This window comes from Allobosea sp. GW821-FHT03A12 (assembly GCF_058986765.1).
Genome location: NZ_JBYSVZ010000006.1, coordinates 1 through 21,987 on the forward strand (window position 1 = coordinate 1; position 21,987 = coordinate 21,987).

23 protein-coding genes are annotated in these 21,987 nt (G+C 67.2%); 16 read left to right on the forward strand and 7 right to left on the reverse strand.

Annotated features, from left to right (window positions below; translation table 11 throughout):
* The first annotated feature begins 315 nt into the window (after positions 1 to 315).
* From AC3WLC_RS22290 to AC3WLC_RS22300, 3 genes are all read left to right on the forward strand, one after another.
* Positions 316 to 1,284, forward strand: a complete 969-nt coding sequence (locus AC3WLC_RS22290; RefSeq protein WP_493686109.1) for an ornithine cyclodeaminase family protein — start codon at positions 316 to 318, stop codon at positions 1,282 to 1,284.
* An 84-nt stretch (positions 1,285 to 1,368) separates the two neighbouring features.
* Entirely contained in the window at positions 1,369 to 3,024 is a 1,656-nt protein-coding gene (locus AC3WLC_RS22295) for an acetolactate synthase large subunit (RefSeq protein ID WP_493686110.1), read from the forward strand.
* 26 nt (positions 3,025 to 3,050) lie between these two features.
* Entirely contained in the window at positions 3,051 to 4,433 is a 1,383-nt protein-coding gene (locus tag AC3WLC_RS22300; protein WP_493686111.1) for an aldehyde dehydrogenase family protein, read from the forward strand.
* A gap of 6 nt (positions 4,434 to 4,439) precedes the next feature.
* On the opposite strand, the gene AC3WLC_RS22305 is transcribed toward AC3WLC_RS22300, so the two are convergent.
* Together AC3WLC_RS22305 and AC3WLC_RS22310 are read right to left on the reverse strand one after the other, a co-directional pair.
* Positions 4,440 to 5,063, reverse strand: a complete 624-nt coding sequence (locus AC3WLC_RS22305; protein ID WP_493686112.1) for an SCO family protein — start codon at positions 5,061 to 5,063, stop codon at positions 4,440 to 4,442.
* Positions 5,064 to 5,094: 31 nt separating this feature from the next.
* Positions 5,095 to 6,156, reverse strand: a complete 1,062-nt coding sequence (locus AC3WLC_RS22310) for a L,D-transpeptidase family protein (protein ID WP_493686113.1) — start codon at positions 6,154 to 6,156, stop codon at positions 5,095 to 5,097.
* A 189-nt stretch (positions 6,157 to 6,345) separates the two neighbouring features.
* Here AC3WLC_RS22310 and AC3WLC_RS22315 point away from each other — a divergent pair, with 189 nt between their 5' ends.
* Both AC3WLC_RS22315 and AC3WLC_RS22320 read left to right on the forward strand, forming a co-directional pair.
* Positions 6,346 to 6,969 carry a DsbA family protein gene (locus AC3WLC_RS22315; protein WP_493686114.1) on the forward strand — a complete coding sequence of 208 codons (624 nt, stop codon included), beginning with the start codon at positions 6,346 to 6,348 and terminating at the stop codon, positions 6,967 to 6,969.
* Positions 6,970 to 6,976: 7 nt separating this feature from the next.
* Positions 6,977 to 7,141, forward strand: a complete 165-nt coding sequence (locus AC3WLC_RS22320) for a cytochrome c oxidase system small membrane protein (protein WP_493686115.1) — start codon at positions 6,977 to 6,979, stop codon at positions 7,139 to 7,141.
* Positions 7,142 to 7,145: 4 nt separating this feature from the next.
* On the opposite strand, the gene AC3WLC_RS22325 is transcribed toward AC3WLC_RS22320, so the two are convergent.
* From AC3WLC_RS22325 to AC3WLC_RS22345, 5 genes are all read right to left on the reverse strand, one after another.
* A complete protein-coding gene (locus tag AC3WLC_RS22325) occupies positions 7,146 to 7,448 on the reverse strand; it encodes a hypothetical protein (protein ID WP_493686116.1) in 303 nt (100 codons plus the stop codon).
* Positions 7,449 to 7,550: 102 nt separating this feature from the next.
* Positions 7,551 to 8,465 carry a cation diffusion facilitator family transporter gene (locus AC3WLC_RS22330; protein WP_493686117.1) on the reverse strand — a complete coding sequence of 305 codons (915 nt, stop codon included), beginning with the start codon at positions 8,463 to 8,465 and terminating at the stop codon, positions 7,551 to 7,553.
* Positions 8,465 to 8,971, reverse strand: coding sequence for a signal peptidase II (gene lspA / locus AC3WLC_RS22335; RefSeq protein WP_493686118.1), 507 nt, complete (start codon positions 8,969 to 8,971; stop codon positions 8,465 to 8,467). Before lspA ends, AC3WLC_RS22330 begins: the two co-directional genes overlap by 1 nt.
* Complete coding sequence (locus AC3WLC_RS22340; RefSeq protein ID WP_493686119.1) at positions 8,968 to 9,588, reverse strand: methyltransferase family protein; 621 nt, start codon at positions 9,586 to 9,588, stop codon at positions 8,968 to 8,970. The genes lspA and AC3WLC_RS22340 overlap by 4 nt, the downstream gene beginning before the upstream one ends.
* A 20-nt stretch (positions 9,589 to 9,608) precedes the next feature.
* Entirely contained in the window at positions 9,609 to 11,969 is a 2,361-nt protein-coding gene (locus AC3WLC_RS22345; protein WP_493686120.1) for a heavy metal translocating P-type ATPase, read from the reverse strand.
* 104 nt (positions 11,970 to 12,073) lie between these two features.
* Here AC3WLC_RS22345 and AC3WLC_RS22350 point away from each other — a divergent pair, with 104 nt between their 5' ends.
* The 11 genes from AC3WLC_RS22350 (at position 12,074) to AC3WLC_RS22400 (ending at position 21,982) form a co-directional block, all read left to right on the forward strand.
* Positions 12,074 to 12,493, forward strand: a complete 420-nt coding sequence (locus AC3WLC_RS22350) for a MerR family transcriptional regulator (RefSeq protein WP_493686642.1) — start codon at positions 12,074 to 12,076, stop codon at positions 12,491 to 12,493.
* 88 nt (positions 12,494 to 12,581) lie between these two features.
* Positions 12,582 to 12,947, forward strand: a complete 366-nt coding sequence (locus AC3WLC_RS22355) for a hypothetical protein (RefSeq protein WP_493686121.1) — start codon at positions 12,582 to 12,584, stop codon at positions 12,945 to 12,947.
* A gap of 181 nt (positions 12,948 to 13,128) precedes the next feature.
* Positions 13,129 to 13,647: a YcnI family copper-binding membrane protein gene (locus AC3WLC_RS22360; protein WP_493686122.1), complete on the forward strand. Its 519-nt coding sequence runs from the start codon at positions 13,129 to 13,131 to the stop codon at positions 13,645 to 13,647.
* Positions 13,648 to 13,686: 39 nt separating this feature from the next.
* Entirely contained in the window at positions 13,687 to 15,276 is a 1,590-nt protein-coding gene (locus tag AC3WLC_RS22365) for a copper resistance CopC/CopD family protein (protein ID WP_493686123.1), read from the forward strand.
* Positions 15,273 to 16,070, forward strand: coding sequence for a DJ-1/PfpI family protein (locus tag AC3WLC_RS22370; RefSeq protein WP_493686124.1), 798 nt, complete (start codon positions 15,273 to 15,275; stop codon positions 16,068 to 16,070). Before AC3WLC_RS22365 ends, AC3WLC_RS22370 begins: the two co-directional genes overlap by 4 nt.
* A gap of 19 nt (positions 16,071 to 16,089) precedes the next feature.
* Positions 16,090 to 16,569, forward strand: coding sequence for a copper chaperone PCu(A)C (locus AC3WLC_RS22375; protein ID WP_493686125.1), 480 nt, complete (start codon positions 16,090 to 16,092; stop codon positions 16,567 to 16,569).
* Between the two features lie 160 nt (positions 16,570 to 16,729).
* The gene (locus tag AC3WLC_RS22380; RefSeq protein ID WP_493686643.1) at positions 16,730 to 17,644 is read left to right on the forward strand and encodes a dihydrodipicolinate synthase family protein; all 915 of its coding nucleotides are present in this window, start codon (positions 16,730 to 16,732) and stop codon (positions 17,642 to 17,644) included.
* Positions 17,644 to 18,813, forward strand: a complete 1,170-nt coding sequence (locus AC3WLC_RS22385; protein WP_493686126.1) for a mandelate racemase/muconate lactonizing enzyme family protein — start codon at positions 17,644 to 17,646, stop codon at positions 18,811 to 18,813. Before AC3WLC_RS22380 ends, AC3WLC_RS22385 begins: the two co-directional genes overlap by 1 nt.
* Positions 18,814 to 18,840: 27 nt before the next feature.
* Positions 18,841 to 20,112: an ABC transporter substrate-binding protein gene (locus AC3WLC_RS22390; protein ID WP_493686127.1), complete on the forward strand. Its 1,272-nt coding sequence runs from the start codon at positions 18,841 to 18,843 to the stop codon at positions 20,110 to 20,112.
* Between the two features lie 123 nt (positions 20,113 to 20,235).
* Entirely contained in the window at positions 20,236 to 21,141 is a 906-nt protein-coding gene (locus tag AC3WLC_RS22395; protein WP_493686128.1) for a carbohydrate ABC transporter permease, read from the forward strand.
* 10 nt (positions 21,142 to 21,151) lie between these two features.
* Positions 21,152 to 21,982 (forward strand): carbohydrate ABC transporter permease, encoded by an 831-nt coding sequence (locus tag AC3WLC_RS22400; protein WP_493686129.1) that lies wholly within the window; start codon positions 21,152 to 21,154, stop codon positions 21,980 to 21,982.
* The last annotated feature ends 5 nt before the right edge of the window (positions 21,983 to 21,987 follow it).

Here is a 21,987-nt window from a genome sequence, read left to right on the forward strand (position 1 = left end):
CGGCGCCGTCTCGATGGCCGCTTTATAGGGGGAGGCCGGTTCTGGTGTCAACACACCTCATGAAAGTTTTTCGACAAAAATGGATTTCGATCGAGAAATGAAGCGTTTTCAATGACTTATATCTTACCCGGCAAATGGGACCTGACAAACCGGCCCCGCCTCGGCCAAATCGTGCCTCCTGTCCCCCCGCTCCCTGAGGGAGCCACTCGATACGATCAGCTCGCCTCGGCCTTGCCCGCCGCTTCTCCGGTGCTCATACCCAGTCCCATGGGCGTTCCGGCCCATTTGTCTGTCCGTCATGGAGCAGTCCGAGCGATGAGTAATTCCCTCCTCTATCTCTCGCACGAGGACGTCGAAGCTTGCGCCGTGACACCGCGCGAGGCGCGCGAGGCGGTACTGCGCGCCTTCCGCGATCATGCTGCCGGGCGAAACCGCAGCTTGCCGAAGAGCGCGCTCGCGCTCGGACCCGGCCATGCCTTCCAGGCGATGACGGCGGCATCGGAAGCCCAGGCGATCGCTACGGTGAAATGGGTCGCCTCCGCGCCGTCGCAGCCGGGCAGCGGCGTGCCGAGCGTGAGAGCGCTGATCTGCGTCAGCGACTATGCGACAGGCGCCCCGCTCGCGATCCTCGACGGCGACGAGATCACGCTGGTCCGGACTGCGGCGATGTCGGCCGCCGCGGCCTCACTGCTTGCCCCACCTGAAGCTCGCACCATCGGCTTCGTCGGCTGCGGCCTGCAGGCTCATGCCCACCTCGCCGCCTTCCACGAACTCTATCCCGGCCTTTCGACCGCGCTGATGCTGAGCCGCAGCCGCAGTTCCGCCGAACGCCTGGCTGAGGCTGCCGCGGCGCGGGGCCTCGCCAGCGAGATCGTCGACGACGCCGATGCGCTCCTCGCCCGAGCCGACCTCGTCATCTCCATGGTGCCGGCAGCACCGGGCTTGCGCCCCTTCCTCGATGCAGGGCGGATGAAGCACGCCGCCTTTGCCGCCGCCGTCGACACCGGCCGCAGCTGGCTGCCCGAGGCGCTGCCCGCATTCGATATCCTGGCAACCGACAGCCTCGCCCAGTCGCAGGCGCCCTATGATGTCGACGGACAGCCGGTGACCAGCGTCCGCTTCGGCCATGACCTCGCCGCGCTCTTGCAGGCGCCGCTCGCCGATGCCGGGGCAAAGCGCTCGCTGTTCTGCTTTCGTGGCTTTGCGCTAGCCGATCTCGCGCTCGCGCATCTCGTCCTGGAGAAGGCCCGCGCCGCCGGCATCGGAACCTCCCTGCCGCGCTAGCAACCCTGCCATGCGCCAGCTTTCCCTTCGCGCACAGGAAGCCTACCTTCCCCGGTATCGAGACGTTCCGGATAGGCGATGGCAATGACAAAGGGTTCCGATCTCCTGGTAGCTGCTCTCGAGAATGAGGGCGTCGATCGCATCTTCGGGGTTCCCGGCGAGGAGAATCTCGACGTCGTCGAGTCGCTCCGGACCTCGAAGATCGAGCTCGTCCTGACCCGGCACGAGCAGGCCGCCGCCTTCATGGCCGCGACCCATGGCCGGCTGACCGGGCGGCCGGGCGTCTGCATCGCGACGCTCGGCCCGGGCGCGCTGAACTTCTCGACCGGCGCGGCCTATGCCCATCTCGGCGCCATGCCGATGATCCTGATCACCGGCCAGAAGGCGATCATGAGCGCCAAGCAGGCACGCTTCCAGATCGTCGACGTCGTCGCCTCGATGAAGCCGCTGACCAAGATGACCCGACAGATCGTCAGCGCCGCCAGCATCCCGGCGGTCGTGCGCGATGCCTTCCGCGTCGCGATGGAGGAGCGGCCCGGCCCGGTGCATCTCGAACTGCCGGAGGACATCGCCGGCGAGGAAGTTGCCGACGTGCCGCTGATCCCGGTGCATCCGCTGGAGCGGCCGGTGGCGAATCCGCAGGCAATCGCCCATGCGGCCGCGATGATCCTCGCCGCCAAGCGGCCGCTGGTGATGATCGGAGCCGCCGGCAACCGGCCGCGGCTGGTCGAGCCGCTCTCCGATTTTGTGCGCCGGGTGAAGCTGCCCTTCTTCAACACCCAGATGGGCAAGGGCGCCGTCACCGGCGGCTCGAACCTCTATCTGGGCACGGCGGCGCTGTCCGAGGGCGACTATGTCCACCAGGCGATCGACCGGGCCGACCTGATCATCGCGGTCGGCCACGACACCGTCGAGAAGCCGCCCTTCCTGATGAAGAGCGCCGGCGGGCCGAAGGTGATCCATATCGGCTACCAGTCGGCGACGGTCGAGCAGGTCTATCATCCCGACGCCGAGGTGATCGGCGATATCGGCGCGACCGTCGCGGCGCTGGCGGAGCGGCTCGGCGGCCGGCTCGAGGCAGATCCGGTCATGCTGGAACTGCGCCAGAAGATCCTCGCCCATCTCAACGACCGCTCCGAGGAAGACCGTTTCCCGATCACGCCGCAGCGCATCGTCCATGACATCCGCGCGGTGATGCCGGAGGACGGCATGGTCTGCCTCGACAACGGCATGTACAAGATCTGGTTCGCGCGGAACTACCGCACCCATGTCGCCAATACGCTGCTGCTCGACAATGCGCTGGCGACGATGGGCGCCGGCCTGCCCTCGGCGATGATGGCGGCGATGCTGCATCCAAAGCGCCGGGTGATGGCGGTCTGCGGCGATGGCGGCTTCATGATGAACAGCCAGGAGATGGAGACCGCCGTCCGCCTCGGCCTCAACCTCGTCGTCGTCGTCCTCAACGACAGCGCCTATGGCATGATCCGCTGGAAGCAGGCCGTCGACGGCTTCCAGGATTACGGCATGACCTTCGGCAATCCCGATTTCGTTCGCTATGCGCAGGCCTATGGCGCCAAGGGCTCGCGCGTCGGCTCGGCGGCCGAGCTGGTGCCTACGCTGGAAGCCGCCTTCAAGGGTGGCGGCGTCCATCTCGTCGAGGTGCCGATCGACTATTCCGAGAACACCCGCGTGCTCGTCGAGGAGCTGCGCAACAAGACGCCGGATATCGAGCTGGCCTGAGCCGAGACCAAGCGAAGGAGATCATCATGCTGCAGGTCGTCCAGGCCTATGATCGCGCGCCGATCGAGGAGATCGCCACCGACGATGCCGCGGCGCTCGAAGCCAAGCTGGCGGCGGCCGACAAGGTCTTCCGCGACCGCGGCGGCTGGCTAAAGCCGCATGAGCGGATCGCGATCCTGCGCAAGCTCGCCGGCCTGCTCGACGCCAAGCGCGACCATTTCGCCCGGCTGATCGCGCGCGAAGGCGGCAAGCCGCTGCCCGATGCCATCGTCGAAACCACCCGCGCCATCGACGGCGTCCACAATGCCGCCGACGAACTCAGAAATTTCGGCGGACGCGAGATCCCGATGGGGCTGACGCCGGCGGCCGTGAACCGCTGGGCCTTCACTACCAAGGAGCCGATCGGCGTCGTCGCGGCGATCTCGGCCTTCAACCACCCGCTCAACCTGATCGTCCATCAGGTCGCGCCGGCGATCGCGGTCGGCTGCCCGGTGATCATCAAGCCGGCGAGCACGACGCCCTTATGTTGCCGCGACTTCGTCGCGCTGGTGCACGAGGCCGGCCTGCCGGAAGCCTGGTGCCAGACCTTCCTGCCGGAGACCAACGAGCTCGCCGAGAAGCTCGTGACCGACAAGCGCATCGCCTTCCTCAGCTTCATCGGCTCGGCCAAGGTCGGCTGGTACCTGCACTCCAAGCTGGCACATGGCGCGCGCTCGGCGCTGGAGCATGGCGGGGCGGCGCCGGCGATCGTCGACCGCAGCGCCGATCTCGACCGGATCATCGAGCCCTTGGTCAAGGGCGGCTACTACCATGCCGGTCAGGTCTGCGTGTCAACGCAGCGCATCTATGTGCATGAAGAGATCGCCGACGCCTTCACAGAGCGATTGGTTGCGCGCGTCGCCAAATTGCGTACCGGCGATCCCACGCTGAAGGAAACCGAAGTCGGCCCGCTGATCCTGCCCAAGGAGGCCGACCGGGTCGCAAGCTGGATCGACGAGGCCGTGAAGGGCGGTGCCAGGCTCGCGCTCGGCGGCAAGCGGCTGTCGGAGACGACGCTGGAGCCGGCCGTGCTACTCGATCCTGCCGCCGATGCCAAGGTCTCGCAGCTCGAGGTGTTCGGCCCGCTGGTCTGCGTCTATCGCTACAGCAAGCTCGACGATGCGATCGCCCGGGCGAATTCGCTCAACGTCGCCTTCCAGGGCAGCGTCTTCGCGCAGGACATCGATGTCGCCTTGCACGTCGCCGAGCGGCTCGACGCTTCGGCGGTGATGGTCAACGACCCCACCGCCTTCCGCACCGACTGGATGCCCTTCGCCGGCCGCAAGGAATCCGGCTACGGCACCGGCGGCATCCCCTACACCATGCGCGACATGACGCAGGAGAAGATGATCCTGATGAACCGGCGCTGAGGCCCCTCAGCGCTTCAGCAGCAGCCTGACCTTGGCGAGCGCCGAGTCCTGCTCCTCGTGATAGTCGATCAGGCTGCGGAAGCCGCCTTGCGCATCCATCAGATAGACCGAGGCGGTGTGGTCCATGGTGTAGCCGTCCTGCGTCGGGATGCGCTTGGCATAGGCCTTGAAGGCCTTCAGTGCCGCATCGACCTCGGCCTGCGTGCCGGAAAGCCCGACGATGCGTTGATCGAAGGATTGCAGGTAGAGCGAAAGCTGCGCCGGCGTGTCACGCTCGGGATCGACCGAGACGAAGAGCACGTTGAGCTTGTCGGCCTCAGGGCCGAGCTTGCCGAGCAAGGTGGTGAGCTCGAAAAGCGTGGTCGGGCAGACCTCCGGGCAATGGGTGAAGCCGAAGAAAACCAAAGTCGGCTTGCCCAGATAATCGGCCTGCGAGACCTTGCGGCCGGTATGGTCGGTCGAGGTGAAAGGGCCGCCGACATCGGCCAGCGGCATCGATACGGCTGTGCCGGAACCCGGCCGGCCGGGTCCATCGACGCGCCACCAGCCGAGCGTGATTGCGGCGGCGGCGAAGGCCACGAGGACGACGGCAGCCCAGGCGCCGTAACGGATGATCTTGAGGATCGGCATGGCGCTTGTCTGGCCGCCGGCTTGCCCGGCGTCAACGCGACAAGATCGACCCGGTCGCCGATGCCTGCTGCGGCTCATCGTCGCCGCCGGCGCCATAGGGATCGGCCAGAGCCGCCTGCGGCTGGCTGATCTCGACCTTGCCGGCGACCATAGTCTGCATCCGCTCCGGCCCGATATTGCGCAGGATCTTGCGGAAGCTCTGGTGCATGCCGCCATCCATCAGCGCATAGCTCATCGCCGGCGTACTGCCGGAGAGCTCGGCAAGACGCGCGTCGTCGCGGGCGCTGCGCGCGGAGACCAGCGAGGCGACCTCCGGATCGGTCTCATAGGCTGGGCACGGCGCGCCCGGAACGAAAGCCGAGGCATCGCCGGCCGGGTTGAAGACATAGCGGCCGCCGCAGGTCGCCAGCTTCGGTGGCTGGCGTGTCGCCTCGAAATGATCCGAGCCTTCCTTGAGATTGCGCCAGAAGGCGATGTTTTGATTGCTGCGATGGCGCGCCATGTTCTCGGGCGTCATCCGGAAGGGGAAGGCCTGGACCTGGAAGCTGCGCTGCCCCCCGGCCAAGGCCTCGCGCGCCAACCCGTAGATTTCAGTGACGCCGTCATCGGTCATGGCGTAGCAGCCGGCCGAGGTGCAGGCTCCGTGGATCATCAGGGCCGAGCCGGTATAGCCCTGCGCCTTCTCCAACGCGTTGGGATAGCCGAGATTATAGGAGAGATAGTATTGTGACTTCGGATTCATCAGCTCCGGCGTCACCGTGTAGAAGCCCTCGGGTGCCTGCCGGTCGCCCTCGCGCTTCTTGGGGCCAAGCTGGCCCGACCAGCGGCACATCGGATAGGTCTTGAGCAGAGCATATTGGCCGGAGCGGTCGCGCTTCCAGACCTCGAGCTCGCTCTCCTTCTTGTAGAGGCGCACGACGATCGGGTCGGCCTGGCTCATGCCCTTGCTCGACATCTGCGAGACGAGCGCAGCCGGCAAAGGCTGGTTGCCCCGGCCGTCGCCCTCCATCCCGACACAGGACGACAGGGCAACGGCGGCGACGCCGAGCAGAGCGAAGCGCCGGAGACGCTGGAAGAGAGAGCGATCGGACATGGCTAAAATTATCGGCGTCTGGCGCTAACGACTCGTGAACGGGTTTGAACCCGCGCGACCCTGCAACCTGAGACCGGTTGAGGTTCAATTGACGTTTTCGTGAACAACGCCTGCCGCCGCCCCGATTCCCAGTACTTGAAGCTCTAGTGGCTTCAGGTTGCAGAACGGCGGCGAAAGGGGAATCACGCCATGCTCGACCGCCGCCTCGCTTTGCAATCCCTCGCCTTCGGCCTCGCCGGCTCGCTCTCTTTGCCCGCGCTCGCCCAGGCACCGACCGCCCTGCTCGACCCCGGACCGCTGCCGGAAAAGGTCTTCGGTGCGGCGGAGGCGCCGGTGACGGTGATCGAATACGCCTCGCTCACCTGCCATCACTGCATGAATTTCCACATGAAGACTTGGCCGGAGTTCAAGGCGAAGTATGTCGACAGCGGCAAGGTGCGCTTCATCATCCGCGAATTCCCGCTCGATCCGCTGGCGATGGCCGGGTTCATGCTCGCCCGCTGCGCCGGCGAGGACAAATGGTACCCGGTCGTCGACATGTTCTACCGGACGCAGGAAAGCTGGGCCCACTCCGACAATCCGCTGGACGGGCTGACCCAGGCGATGCGCCAGGTCGGCATGGGCAAGGACGGCGTCGAAGCCTGCTTGAAGCGCGAGGACATCTATCAGGCTATCAAGCAGGTCTCCGAGCGCGGCAAGAGTTTCGGCGTCGAGTCGACCCCGACCTTCTTCGTCAACGGCAAGAAGGAGGTCGGCGCGCTCTCGCTCGAGCAGTTCGACGCGATCCTGGCGCCGCTGCTGGCCGGGCGCTGACCTCGCCATGATGAGGTCAAGAAACCTTGCGCTCGCGGCATCACTGACGGCGCTGGCGATCCTGTTCTACGCCGTCACCGTGGTGCGGGTGCGCGAGAGCGAGGATCGCCGGCATCAGAGCGATCCCCAGGCGCATGCGACGCCGGCGGAACCTGCCGGTCCCAGGCCCTGAGACATCAGGCCGAGCGGCCGATGGCGCGCTTGGCCGTCTCGACCGCGCCGGCGCATTGCGGCGCGATCTCGACGAGCACGGCGTCCGGGGTCGCCGCCCCCGTCCAGAAGCGGACGACCTGGACGACAGCCCAGCCCGGATTCTCGCCGACGCGTGTCACGATCGTCGGCGCCGCAGCGCGGGCGCACGTCGCGACCTTCTCGGCGCTGTCGCGCGGAATCCCGAGGGCCGAGAGCTGGCTGGTGATGGCGCCCTGGATCGGATTGAGGATCAGGAGCGAGACCAAGGCGGCGATGAACGATTCCATGATGCGGCTTTCAGCTTTGCCTGTGTCGGAATTGCGGTGCTCAATCTTGAAGTCAGAGACGGATTCACCGATCAGATTGATCCAATCCGATCGGATCCGGCTCTAGAGGCGCTGCTCGTGACCATCGGTCCGGCGGATCGCCTCGTCCTCGATCTGGATGGTGGTGTGCTTGAGCCCGAACTCCTCGGCGAGGAGCCGATTGGCCTGAACGAGCGTCTCACGCCCCTGCGCCATGTCGGCGACGACGATATGCGCGCTCATCGCATCGAGGCCCGAGGTCAGCGTCCAGATGTGCAGATCGTGGACGGCGGTGACGCCCGGCAACTCCAGCAGCGATTTCTCCAGCAGCGCGATGTCGACCTCCGGCGGCGTGCCTTCCATCAGGATATGCGCCGCCTGCTTCAGCAGGATCCAGGTCCGCGGCACGATGAACAGGCCGATGCCGGCGCCGACGATCGGGTCGGCGAGCGTCCAACCGGTCGCCATCACGATCACGGCCGCGATGATGACGCCGAGCGAGCCGAGCATGTCGCTCAGCACCTCGAAATAGGCGCCCTTGACGTTGAGGCTCTCGGAGGAGCCGCCGGCGAGCAGCTTCATGCTGATCAGATTGACGATCAGCCCGACCACCGCGACGGCGAGCATCGGCCCGCCGAGGATCGGCGGCGGCTCAAGGAGGCGCTGATAGGCCTCGTAGAGAATGTAGATCGTCAGCAGCAGCAGGACGACGGCGTTGGCCAGCGCCGACAGGATCTCCATCCGGACATAGCCATAGGTCCGCTGCGGCGTCGCCGGCTTCTCGGCAAAGCGGATCGCGACCAGCGCCAGGGCAAGCCCGCCGGCATCGGCCAGCATATGCGCGGCATCGGCCAGCAGCGCGAGACTGCCAGTCCATAGGCCGCCGATCACCTCGGCGAGCATGAAGGAGAAGGTCAGGCCGAAGGCCATGGCGAGGCGCGACTTGTGCCGCCCCGCCGCCGTGCCGGCGCTGCCGCCATGCGAATGTCCGGCGCCCATCAGGATGCTCCGTTCGTGCGCTGGGCCGGCGCCCGGTTCATCACCGGCAGCGCGGCCAGCAGCATCAGCGCTACGCCGCAGCTCAGTGCGATGTCGGCGCCGTTGAAGGTCGGCCAGTGCCAGTCGCCCCAATGCAGGTCGAGGAAATCGGTGACCGCGCCCTGGCGCCAACGGTCGATCGCATTGCCGAAGGCCCCGCCCGCCATCAGCGCCAAGCCGATGCGTTCGAGCCGGTGCCCGGCGAACGCCGCCCAGGCCAGCAGGCCGAGGCCGGCCGCGAACTTGAACAGCCCGAGCAGGCCGGGCCAGGCTTCGAGCGTGTCGCGGAATAGGCCGAAGCTGACGCCGGTGTTGAAGCCGAGGCGCAAACTGAGGAAGCGCGTGAGCGCGATCGGCTCCGGCGGATTGAGCACGATCTCGAGCATCAGCCACTTGCTGGCCTGATCGAGACCGGCGGCCGCGAGCGCGACGGCAACGGCAAAGCTTAGCCTGCGCGACCAGCTCATGCGGCCTCTCCCGCAGTGGCGCCACTGACGCCGAGCCAACGCCGGACGCGGGTCTTGTAGGCGAGATAGGGCTGACCGAGCGAGGCGGCGAGCACGCGCTCCTCGATCGCCACCTGCAGCCTGATCGCGATCAGCAGCGCCAGAGTCAGCGCCGCCTGGACGAGGCTCGGCAGGACGATGAAGAGGCCGATGAACAGCAGGGCCTGGCCGAGGAAGACCGGGTTGCGCGAGATCGCGAAAGGGCCGCTGTCGACGATCGCGCCCTGCTCGCCCTCTGCCGCGCCGATGCGCCAGGAAGAGCCCATGGCGCGCTGCGACAACAGCGCGACCCCGGTGCCGATGACGACGAGGAGATGGCCGAGCACGTCGAACCAGGGCCCGTCCAGCGCCGCCGCCAGCGGATCGTCCTTTACCGGATTGCCGAAGGCGGCGAGCCAGAGCGGCCAAAGCACGGCACCGGCGAAGGCGAGGCGGAAAAGCAGCGCCGGCAGCGTCTGCTTCTCCTTGCCCCTGCCGAAGAGCCAGACCGGGCGACCGGCCTCCTCCGCCAGGAGCGTCGACAGGACGAAGAAGCTGACGACGTAGACGACGGCCATCAGATAGCTAGCGATCTCCATGCCGGATATCGGCCGCCTCCTCAGCCGGCCTTGCCGGCGTTGAAGCGCAGCAGGCGCAGCGCATTGGCGGTGACCAGCACGGTCGCGCCGGTATCGGCGAGGATCGCGACCCAGAGGCCGGTATAGCCGAGCACGCTGGTGACCAGGAACACCGCCTTCAGGCCGAGCGCGAGCGCGATATTGGTGCGGATGTTGCCCATCGCCGCCCGCGCCAGCCGGATCATCGCGGCGATGTCGCGCACCCGGCTTTTCAGCACGGCGCCATCGGCCGTCTCAAGCGCGACATCGGTCCCGGAGCCCATGGCGACGCCGATATTGGCGGCGGCCAGCGCCGGGGCGTCGTTGATGCCGTCACCGACCATCATCACCGGCGCCTCGCGCGACAGAGCCTTGATCGCCGTGACCTTGTCGTCCGGCATCAATTCAGCCTTGTGCTCCAGGCCGAGCGAGCCGGCGATGGCGGCGCCGGTGCGGGCATTGTCGCCGGTCAGCATCACCGAGCGGACGCCGAGCGCCTTGAGCTCGGCGATGGCGGCGGCAGCGTCCTCGCGCGGCTCGTCGCGCAGGGCGATCAGGCCGGCGAGATGGCCGTCGGCGATGACGGCGGCGACGGTCTTGCCGGCCGTTTCGAGCTGCTCGACCGCTTCCAGTGCACTTGCGTCGAAGCTGGCGCGATCCTTGGCGTGGCGCGGCGCGCCGACGAAGATGGCGACACCATCGAGCTCGCCGGTGACGCCCTTGCCGGCCAGTGCCGCGGCATTGGCCGCAGGCCGCACCGGGACGCCATCCGCCTTGGCGCGGGCGAGGATGGCGAGCGCCAGCGGATGGCTGGAGCCGGTCTCGACAGCTGCAGCGAGCTCGACCACCTTGCGCTCGTCATGGCCGAGCGCAACGATTTCGGTGACGCGTGGCTCGCCCGCGGTCAGCGTTCCCGTCTTGTCGAAGGCGACGACGCCGGTGCGGGCGGCAGCCTCGATCACCACGCCGCCCTTGAGCAGCAGGCCCTGGCGCGCGCCGGTCGAGAGCGCCGCCGCGATCGAGGCCGGCACCGAGATGACCAGCGCACAGGGGCAGCCGATCAGCAGCAGCGCCAGCGCCCTATAGATCCAGACCGACCATTCGCCACCGAATGCCAACGGCGGCGCCAGTGCGACCAGGATGGCGAGGCCGACGATCGCCGGCATGTAGATGCGCGAGAAGCGGTCAATGAAGCGCTCGGTCGGCGCACGGGCCTCCTGGGCCTCTTCGACCAGGCGGATGATGCGAGCGATGGTGTTGTCAGCAGCCGCCTTCTCGACGCGCACGCGCAAAGCCGCCTCGCGATTGACCGAGCCGGCATAGACCTGTTCGCCGACCCCCTTGGTCTTCGGCACGGATTCGCCAGTGACCGGGCTCTCGTCGATGCCGGAGATGCCGTCGCTGATCGCGCCGTCGGCCGGGATGCGATCGCCCGGGCGCACCAGCACGATCTGACCGACTTTCAACGCGGCAGCATCGACTTGGCGGGTCTCGCCATTCTCCTCGACCAGGGCCGTCTTGGGCACGAGATCGCCGAGTGCCCGGATCGAGGCCCGGGCACGGTCGGCGGCGACGCCTTCGAGAACCTCACCGACAGCGAAGAGAAAGACGACCAGCGCCGCTTCTTCGGCCGCGCCGATGACGAGCGCGCCGGTCGCGGCGATCGTCATCAGCATCTCGATGGTGAAGGGCTGGCCGACAGCCGCCGCCGCGAAGGCGCGCCGCGCCACCGGCACCACGCCGATCACGCAGGCGACGACGAAGGCCCAGTAGGCGGCGGTGTCGGAGACCGTGAACTTGGCGAGCCAGGCGCCGGCGAGCAGCGCGCCGGTCAGGAGGACGAGCCGGCCCTTGCCGGTCTGGTACCAGGAGACGCCGTCCGGCGTCGGCTCATGGACATGGCCAGGCAGACCGTGGCCGTGGTCGGCGGCTTTGCTCGCCTTGCCGTGGGTATGGTCGTGGCCGTGGTCGTGCTTGTGGTCATGAGCATGGTCGTGCCCATGTCCTCCACAGGCCGAATGGTCATGGTCGTGATCGCGCGCATGATCATGCGCCTTGTCCGCCGGCCCGTGATCGTGGCCACAGCCGCAGCTCGAAGCGGCCTCTGGCTCAGCCGCCCGCTTGGCGGCAATCGCCGCCGTCGTATAGCCGAGGCTGGCGACGCGCTTCTCGATGGCGTCGCGCCGGGTCCGGCTCTCATCGAGAGCAAGCGTCAGCGTCTCGGACATCACCGAAAGACGCACATCGGAGACACCGGGCAAGCGCTCGACAGCCCCGCGAATCTTCGCCGCGCAGCTGGCGCAATCCATGCCGCCGACCTTCCAGGACAGCGTTTCCGTTTCGGTTTTGGCGGCAGTAGTCATGCGTCGTCTCCGCTTGACAGCGTTGCGGGACCACCTACCTACAACCTGTAGCCACTACAGCTTCAAGAGGAAAAATGATGCGGCCGGCAAAAACCCTTGAGCGCGTGGTGCCGATCGGGACGCTGGCCGAGCGCACCGGGGTCAAGGTCGAGACGATCCGCTATTACGAGCAGGTCGGCCTGCTGCCGGAGCCCGAGCGCTCCGAGGGCAACCAGCGCCGCTATGGCCGCGCCCATGTCGAGCGGCTCGCCTTCATCAAGCATGGGCGCGATCTCGGCTTCGCGGTCGATAGCATCCGCACCCTGCTGCGGCTTTCGGACACACCCGGAATGGCCTGCGACGAAGCGCATGCGATTGCCGCCGAGCATCTCGAGGAAGTGCGCGACAAGATCGCGCGTTTGCGCTCGCTGGAGGCGGAACTCGCCCGGATCGCAACGGTTTGCTCGGGCGGTGTCGCCGCCAGCGACTGCGCCGTGATCGAGGCGCTGGCCGACCACCGCCAATGCGAGCACCACGGCCACTGAGACATCGACGCAAATTGACCCAGCCGGCAGCCATGCTATCGAAGCCGCAGGAGGGCCGGTTTTGTCCGCAGGGCGCCACAAAGTAGGGATGAGACGCTGGGTCGCGCTGGCCGCGGCCTATCTCGTCGTGCTGCAGGCGATCTTCGCGGGCCTTGCTTCCGGTGCCAATGCGGCGAGCTTCAGCCTCGACCGCTCGCTGGCGATGACGCTCTGCGCCGGCGGCGATCAGCCGATGAGCCAAAGCGACGGCGCCGCGGCGCATGAGCTGATGAGCTGCTGCATGCTCGGCTGTGCCTTCACCAGCGCCGGCGGACCAGCCGGCCCGACCAATTCGCTACCGGTCGTGCATCGCGCCGTCGATCTCGTCGCCTTCCAGCGCCGGCTCGACCTGCCATCCGGCTTCGTCGCCGGTCGCTCTCCAGCCAATCCGCGCGCACCTCCCGCCGGCCTCTGACCAGGACAGGCCTGCGCGCTCGGTTGCGCCGCCTGCTCCTTGCCGACGGCCGCCAGCGGCCTCTTCCCACTCCATTCGCTCGCGACGGCACCCTGCCGGCTCGCGCTCTCCTTCCAAATCCATGCCGCCGAACGCGGCTGCGCCGGCCGTGCCGGCGTCCTTTCCGCAGGGATTCCTGACGATGAAATCGCTTTCGCTTGCCGCGCTCGTCGCGGCTTTCGCTGCCGGCCCGGCCGTCGCCCATGTCACGCTGGAGAGCCAGCAGGCCCCGGTCGGTTCGACCTACAAGGCGGTGCTGCGCGTGCCGCATGGCTGCAAGGGCGCGGCCACGACCAAGGTCCGCGTCCGCATCCCCGAGGGTGTCATCGCGGTCAAGCCGATGCCCAAGCCCGGCTGGACGCTGGAGACGACCAAGGGCAAGTACGAGAAGGCTTACGACTATTACGGCACGCCGACGGCCGAGGGTGTCACCGAGGTCAGCTGGAGCGGCGGCAAGCTGCTCGACGAGCACTATGACGAGTTCGTCCTGCGCGCCTACCTCACCGCCGACCTCAAGCCGGAGACCACGCTCTACGTGCCGATCATCCAAGAATGCGAGGGCGGCGCGGTCGAGCGCTGGATCGAGATCCCGGCGGCCGGCAAGTCGGCGGACGACTACAAGTTCCCGGCCCCGGGCGTGAAGCTGACCCCGAAGAAGTGAGCGAGCGCGGCCGGGTTTTCGCCCGGCCGCCGTCCCGCCATGACCCGGCAACTTCGTCTCCTTCTCATCCTGCTCGGCCTCGCCGTCGCGTCGCTCGCGACAGCGGGGCAAGCACTGGCGCACGCAGCGCTGACGAAAACCGTCCCGGCGGATGGCGCGGTCGTCGCCGGCGCTCCCGATGCGTTCAGCCTGAGCTTCAGCGAGCCGGTCTCGCCGCTGGTGCTGAAACTGATCAGCCCGGACGGGACGAGCCGCGCGCTGACGCGCTTCACACTCTCGGACCGGACGCTCTCGATCGCGCCGCCGGCCGATCTCGGGCAAGGCACGCATGTGCTGAGCTGGCGCGTCGTCTCCGAGGACGGCCATCCCGTCGGCGGCTCGGTGCTGTTCTCGGTGGGTGCACCGAGCGCAGCGCCTGCCATCGCCGCAAGCCAGACCGAGACGGCCGTCCGCATCGCGCTCTGGCTCGGCAAACTTGGGCTTTATCTCGGCCTCGCTTTCGGCATTGGCGGCGTGGCCTTCATGGCCTGGGTCGCCCCTCTGTCCGCTGCCGCGCACCGACCGATCGCGAGCTTCCTTGCGCTCGGGCTGCTGTCGCTGCCGGTCGCCTTTGCGGCGCAGGGGCTCGACGCGCTGGCGCTGCCGCTCTCCGCGGCACTTCGGCCTGCAGCCTGGCAGGCCGCCGCCGCGAGCAGCTTCGGTCGCACGGCACTGATCGCGACGCTCGCTTTGCTCGTCGCACTGCTCGCGCTATTCGTCCCCAGCAGAAGCGGACGCCTGCTCGCAGCCCTCGGCTGGTTCGGCATCGGTGCAGCGCTCGCGGCGAGCGGTCACGCCAGCGCCGCCGAACCGCAATTCCTGACCCGCCCGGCCGTGTTCCTGCACGCGGTCGGCATGGCCGGCTGGGCCGGCGCACTGCTGCCTCTCGCTCTCGCCCTGCGGCAGCCCGATGGGTCGCTGGCGCTGCAACGCTTCTCGCGTCGCATTCCCGTGCTGATGCTCGTTATCCTGTTCAGCGGCCTCGCGCTCGCCATCGTCCAGGTCGAGCGCCCGCAGGCCTTGCTGACCACGCCTTATGGCCTCGTGCTCACCGGCAAGCTCGCGCTGGTCGCAGCGCTGATCGGCCTCGGCGCCTTCAACCGCTACCGGCTGACGGACGCGGTCGTATCGGGGCGGGCGAGCGCCCGCTCGCTGCTGACCCGGGTCATCGCCGCCGAGATCGCGATCATCGTCGCCATCCTCGCCGTAGTCGCGCTCTGGCGCTTCACGCCGCCGCCGCGCGCCCTCGCTGCGGCAGCGGCGCAGCCCGCCAGCGTCCATATCCATACCGAGAAGGCGATGGCCGACATCAGCGTGACCCCGGGCCGCGCTGGCCCCGTGACGATCACCGTCTCGCTGCTCGACGGCGATTTCGGCCCGCTCGCGGCGAAGGAACTGCGCCTTGCCCTGTCGCGGCCGGAGGCCGGCATCGAGCCGATCGAGCGGCAGGCAATCAAGCAGTCGGACGGCAGCTGGCAGGTCGGGGATCTGACGCTTCCCGTCGCCGGACGCTGGACGATCGAACTCGAGATCCTGGTCTCGGATTTCGAGATGACCCGTCTCAAGGAGACCGTGGAGATCAAGCCATGACAGGTGACATTACGCGACGCGACTGGACGGGCCTGGCGGCGACCAGCGCGCTCTCCGGATTGCTCGCCGGGCTGCCTCAAACCGCACTGACCCAGCCTGCCGGCGCGAGCGCGCCACGGATCGCCATGCTGGTGCATCCCGATATGGTGATGCTCGACCTGATCGGGCCGCTGACCGTGTTCTCATTGCTGCGGGCGGAACTGCATCTGGTCTGGAAGGACCGGCAGCCGGTCGCGAACGATCTCGGCCTGCCGATTACGCCATCCACGAGCTATGCCGATTGCCCGGCAGAGCTCGATGTCCTGTTCATCCCCGGCGGGCTGAAAGGTAGCATCGCCCTGATGGAAGATGCTGAAACACTCGCCTTCCTCGCCGACCGCGGCGCCCGGGCCCGCTATGTCACGGCGGTCTGCACGGGCTCGCTGGTGCTCGGCGCCGCCGGGCTGCTCAAGGGCTATCGCGCCACCGGCCACTGGTACATTCGCGACCTGCTGGCAGCGATGGGAGCGAGCGTCGAGCACAGCCGTGTCGTCACCGACCGCAACCGCATCACCGGCGGCGGTGTCACGGCCGGGATCGATTTCGGCCTGACGGTCGCGGCCAAATTGCGTGATGAAGAGACGGCGCGCCTGATCCAGCTCGTGCTGGAATATGATCCGCAGCCACCATTCGACGCCGGCTCGCCCGAACGGGCCGGCGCCAAGCTCACCGGCGACGTGTTGGCGCGGCGCAAGCCCCTGATCGATGCCGCCCGGCGCAATGCCGACCTCGCCAAGTCCCGACTCCCGCTTTGATCACCCAAGGAGCCTCAAGATGACCAAGTTCCGCTTCGCCCTCGCCGCCACAGCCCTCGCGCTGAGCTGCGGCATCGCCCTCGCGCAGGACTACACGGCCGGCCCGCTCAAGATCGAACAGCCCTGGACGCGCGCGACGCCGGCCGGCGCCAAGGTCGCTGGCGGCTACGTCGCGGTCACCAACACCGGCAGTGCCCCCGACCGCCTGCTCGGCGGCAGCAGCGAGATCGCCGGCAAGGTCGAGATCCACGAGATGTCGATGAACAATGGCGTGATGACCATGCGCGGCCTGCCTGAGGGCGTCGAACTCAAGCCCGGCGCCAAGGTCGAGATGAAGCCCGGCGGCTATCACATCATGTTCATGGATCTGAAGCGCCAGCTCAAGGAAGGCGAAAAGGTCAAGGGCACGCTGACCTTCGAGAAGGCCGGAGCGGTTCCGGTCGAATTCTCCGTGCAGTCCGTCGGCGCCCGCGCCCCGGCCGAAGCGCACAAGCACTGATCGCCGCCGAAGGGCTGCGAAATCGATGAAGCCGCCGGGCGCATGCCCGGCGGCTTTTTTGATGCGCGCTTGACGATCCCGAGCGTGAGAAGTACGGTCCATATTAGAAAACAAATGATCCATAATATGGATCGATTGGAGGAACGCAGTGCTGCAGGGCATGCTCCCGGTGTTGCCGACGCCGTTCACGGAAGCTGGCGCTGTCGACCCCGAGGCGATGGCGGGGATCGTCGACTTCGCCGTCGCCTGCGGCGTCGACGGCGTGGTGTTCCCGGGCTTCGCCAGCGAGGTGGACGAACTCACCGCGGCGGAGCGGACGGCACTGCTAAAGGTTGTGGTCGCCAGGGTCGGCGGCCGCCTGCCGATCGTCGCCGGCGCGAGCGCGCCGACCGCGGTTGAGGCGATCTCGCATTGCCGCGAAGCCCTCACCAACGGCGTCAGACATGTCATGATCCAGGCGCCGAAGAGCGTCGGCACGACGACGGAGGCCGTTTCCGCTTTCTATAGCGAGATCGCCGCGGCAGTGCCCGGCCTCGAGATCGTATTGCAGAACGCCCCGGCACCGCGCGGCTCCGACCTCAAGCCCGAAGCGATCCTGGCGATCGTCCGCGCCAATCCGGCGATCACTTATGTCAAGGAAGAGACCTTGCCCTCGGGCCTCGCTATCTCGGCGATCGCGGCCGGCATGCCGGCGCATCTGAAGGGCGTGATCGGCGGCGGCGGCGCGCGCTACCTGATCGACGAATATAACCGCGGTGCCTGCGGGGCGATGCCGGCGGTCGAGCTCGCCGACATCCATGTCGCGATGGACCGAGCCTATCGCGCCAGCGAGATCGAGCGCGCGCGCGAGCTCTACATGCGCACGCTGCCGCTGCTGGTGATCCAGTTCAATTTCCGCATGGCCTTCACCAAGCATGTGCTGACGCGGCGCGGCGTCCTGACCAACCAGGTGGTGCGGGCGAAGGTGCCGCCGATGGATGCGCTGGATGTCGCCGAGATCGACGCCTGGCTGGAGGCCTGCGCCGAGCTGATGAGCGTCGAGCCTCGTGAACCCAAGCTCGACGGAGGCGCGTGATGGGGGAGCGCGTCGCCCGCGTCGAGGTCTTCTCGATCACCATCCCGCGCGAGACGCCCTATCTCGGCGCCTTGCGCGAGGGCGAGCGCATCAACGATCACGGCTACATCGTCCGTAAGGGCAACCGCACAGTCTATCCGACCGTCGACCGGACCGTAGTCGTCCGGATCGAGACGGCGGGTGGTGCGGTCGGCTGGGGCGAGACCTATGGCATCGTCGCGCCGGGCGCCGCGATGGCGATCATCGACGACCTGCTCGGCCCCTTCGTCGTCGGGCGCGATCCGCGCGACGTCAGCATCATCCATGACGACCTCTACGATCTGATGCGGGTGCGCGGCTATACCGGCGGCTTCTATCTCGATGCGCTGGCCGCTATCGACATCGCGCTCTGGGACCTCTGCGGCAAGCTCTCCGGCCTACCTTTGGTCAAGCTTCTCGGCGGGCAGAAGCACGAGCGCTTGCCAGCTTACATCTCCGGCCTGCCCAAGCCGACCCGGGCGGAGCGGGCGGATTTCGCATCGGAATGGCAGGCGAAGGGCTTCGACAGCTTCAAGTTCGCTGCCCCTGTCGCCGATGATGGCAATATCGCCGAGATCAGGACGCTGCGCGAGCGGCTCGGCCCGCAGGCGCGCATCGCCTGCGACATGCACTGGGTCCATACCGGCGAAGAGGCTGTCGCGGCGATCCGGGCGATGGAGCCGCATGGGCTCTGGTTCGCCGAGGCGCCGGTGAAGCCGGAGGATCTCGACGGCCTCGCCCATGTGGCGTCCAAAGTCTCGACGCCGGTCGCCGCCGGCGAGGAATGGCGCACGGTCTATGATCTGGTACCGCGCGCCGCGCGCCGTGCCTGCGCGATCGTGCAGCCGGAGATGGGCCATAAGGGCGTCACCGAGTTCATGCGCATCGGCCTTTATGCCCAGGCGCATCATCTTCGCGTCATCCCACACGCCACCATCGGCATCGGCCTGTTCCTGGCGGCGAGCCTGCACGCGTCATCGGCGCTCGCCGCGGTCGAGTGCCACGAATTCCAGCACTCGATCTTCGAGCCGAACCGGCGGCTGCTCCTCGGCGACATGGATTGCAGCGCCGGCTTCTACCGCTTGCCGAGCGGGCCCGGCCTCGGCGTCGAGCCGTCAAAGGAAGCGCTCAAGCTGCTGAAGCGGCTTTAGCGACAAGAACCAAGGGAGGAGGAGACCATGACGAGGAAGAAGCTTGCATTCTCCGCGGCTGCGCTCGCGCTCGCCGCCGGCTTTGTCCCCGGCGCCGCCTGGGCGCAGGGCAAGGTGCTGAAGTTCGTCTCCTGGCAGAAGGACGAGCGCGGCGTCGGCGACTGGTGGGGCTCGGTGATCAAGGAGTTCGAGGCGACTCATCCCGGCGTCAAGATCGAATGGACCAAGGTCGAGCGCGGCGCCTATGCCGACACGATGACGACGCTGTTCGCCGGCGGCAAGCCGCCGGACATCGTCCACCTCGCCTCCTTCGAGTTCCAGAAATTCGCCGATAATGGCTGGCTGGAGCCGCTCGATAGCTACATCAAGGATGCGAAACTGGACCTCAAAGGCTGGGCCGGCCAAGACACCTGCACCTGGAACAAGCAGACCGTCTGCACGATGATGCTCTACTTCGGCTACATCTTCGCTTACAACGAAGAGCTGCTGAAGAAGGAAGGTCTTGCTGTCCCGAAGACCTACGCCGAATTCCTGACGGCAGCGCAGAAGCTGACCAAGGACCTCAACGGCGACGGCATCACCGACCAGTTCGGCACCGGCCACGAGACCAAGGGCGGCGGCGGCCAGTACATGAGCGAGATGATGAACTACACGCTCGATGCCGGCGGGCGCTGGACCAACGATGCCGGCAAGGTGACGATCAACACGCCCGAGATGATCGAGGGCCTGTCGCGCTGGAAGACCATCGTCAAGACCAGCCTGACCCCGCGCGATCTGGCGGCCGGCGAGGTCCGCCAGATGTTCGCCGACGGCAAGATCGCGATGAAGACGGACGGGCCCTGGCTCTACCCGATCATCCAGAAGGGCAAGGCCAAGGACCAGATCAAGCTCGGCATGGTGCCGTTCAAGCCGCCGGTCGGCGGCTCCTCCAACGTGCTCGGCATCGCCGCCGATGCGCCGAAGGAGAACAAGAAGCTGGTCTGGGACTTCATCGCGATCGCGACCTCGGACAAGTTCCAGTCGAGCTATGCGACGCTCGGCGCCTCGCCGCCGCCCAGCCCGCGCGCCGACACCTCGGCCGCGACCAAGGACACCCCGCATTTCGACCTCTTGGTGCAGGCGACCAAGGCGGCGGCCGAAGCCAAGGTCGACCGCATCCCGAAGGGGCTGGAGCTGCAGTTCAACGAGTTCGCCAAGATGGTCATGGAAGAATCCCAGCGCATGATCATCCAGGACCTCGACCCGAAGGCGGTGGCGGCGACGATGCAGGCCAAGGCCGAGGCACTGCAGAAGCAGTGACCGGAGTGCCGTCATGGCCGGGCTTGACCCGGCCATCTCGGAAACCAGCGCGCTCTCGTCATGAGATTCTCGGGTCTGCGCTTCGCTCCGCCCGAGAATGACGCGCTTCGGCCAGGAGGCACCATGCCCCGATCAGCCTTTCTCGATCTCGCCCGCCCGAGCCGGCGGCACTGGCTCGGCTATCTGCTGCTGGCGCCGGCGGTGCTGCTGATCGCGCTGATCATCGTCTATCCGCTGTTCGTCTCGGTCGATCTCTCCTTCCAGAACGTCAACATCGCCCGGCTGGACCAGCCGCGCCGGCCGTTCACGACCGCCAATTACGAGCGGCTCTTCGCCTCCGAGGATTTCTGGAACGCCTGCTGGGTGACGTTCAAGCTCGTCACCATCGTCTCGTTCTTCTGCTTCCTGCTCGGCCTCGGCACGGCACTGCTGGTCAACAATCGCTTCAAGGGCCAGGCGCTGGCGCGGCTGCTCGTCGCCCTGCCCTGGGCGATCCCGGAAGTGATCGCGGTCGTGATCTTCGCCTGGCTGTTCGATTCCTCCTTCGGCCTGATGAACTGGCTCTTCATCAGGCTCGGCCTGGTCGACCAGACGATCAACTGGTTCTCCTCGCCTGAGGCCGCCTTCGCCGTGGTCTGCACGGTGATGGTCTGGAAGGGCTATCCCTTCGTCTCGATCATGATGCTGGCCGGTTTGCAGTCGATCCCCGAGGATTTCTACAACGCCGCCAAGGTCGACGGCGCCCGCGCCTGGCAGCGGCTGCTTTACATCACCATCCCCTCGCTGATGCCGGTGATCGGCGTCACGCTGGTGCTGGTGATGCTCTGGGTCTTCCGCGACTTCTCGATCATCTACGTGCTGACCGGCGGCGGGCCGCTGAAGGCGACGCAGTCGCTCTCGATCATGACCTACGAGCAGGCCTTCGGCTTCTTCAAGATGGGTTACGCCTCGGCCATCGGCGTCATCACCCTGATCGTCTGCGTGATCGCGAGCCGGCTGATGATCGCCCGCGCGCCGGACAATATCTGAGGAGGCGGCGATGAGACGGAAAACGACACGTCACGCCCTGCTCTATGCCGGCGTCGTCCTGACCTGCGCCATCCTGGTCTTCCCGATCTACTGGCTCGTCGTCACCGCGCTCTCCGAGCCGAGCCAGCTTCGGCAACTGCCGCCGAGCTTCTGGCCGAGCGAACCGCGCTGGGGCGTGTTCGGCCAGATCATGGCGGAGAAGCCGATCCTGCTCTGGCTCGGCAATTCGGCGCTGGCGGCGATCGGGGCGGTGAGTCTCTCCATGGTCGTCTCGGTGCTCGCCGGCTACAGCCTGTCGCGTTTTCGGGTCCGCGGCGGCCAGTCGCTCGGACTCTTCATCCTGACGGCCAAGATGCTGCCGGCGACGCTGCTGGTGATCCCGCTCTTCGGCATCTTCCGCAATCTCGAGCTGATCGGCAGCCTGTGGTCGATCATCCTCGCCCACGCCACCCTGATCATCCCGTTCACCACCTGGATGCTGAAGGGCTATTTCGACACGATCCCCCGCGAGCTCGAGCAGGCGGCGATGGTCGATGGCTGCTCGCCGCTGGGCGCGATGGTCCGGGTGATCCTGCCGGTCTCCGCGCCGGGGCTGGCGGCGACGGCGCTCTACGGCTTCGTCCTGTCCTGGTCGGACTATGCCTATGCCCGCACCTTCCTGACCAACGCCCAGGGCAACTGGACCGCCAATCTCGGCATCACCACGATGAAGGGCGAGTACATCTCGAACTGGAGCGACATCTCCGCCGCCTCCATCCTCGTCGCCCTGCCGATCCTCGCGATCTACCTCTTCCTCGAACGCTATCTCGTCGGCGGCCTGACGGCCGGGGCCGAGAAGTAGAGAAC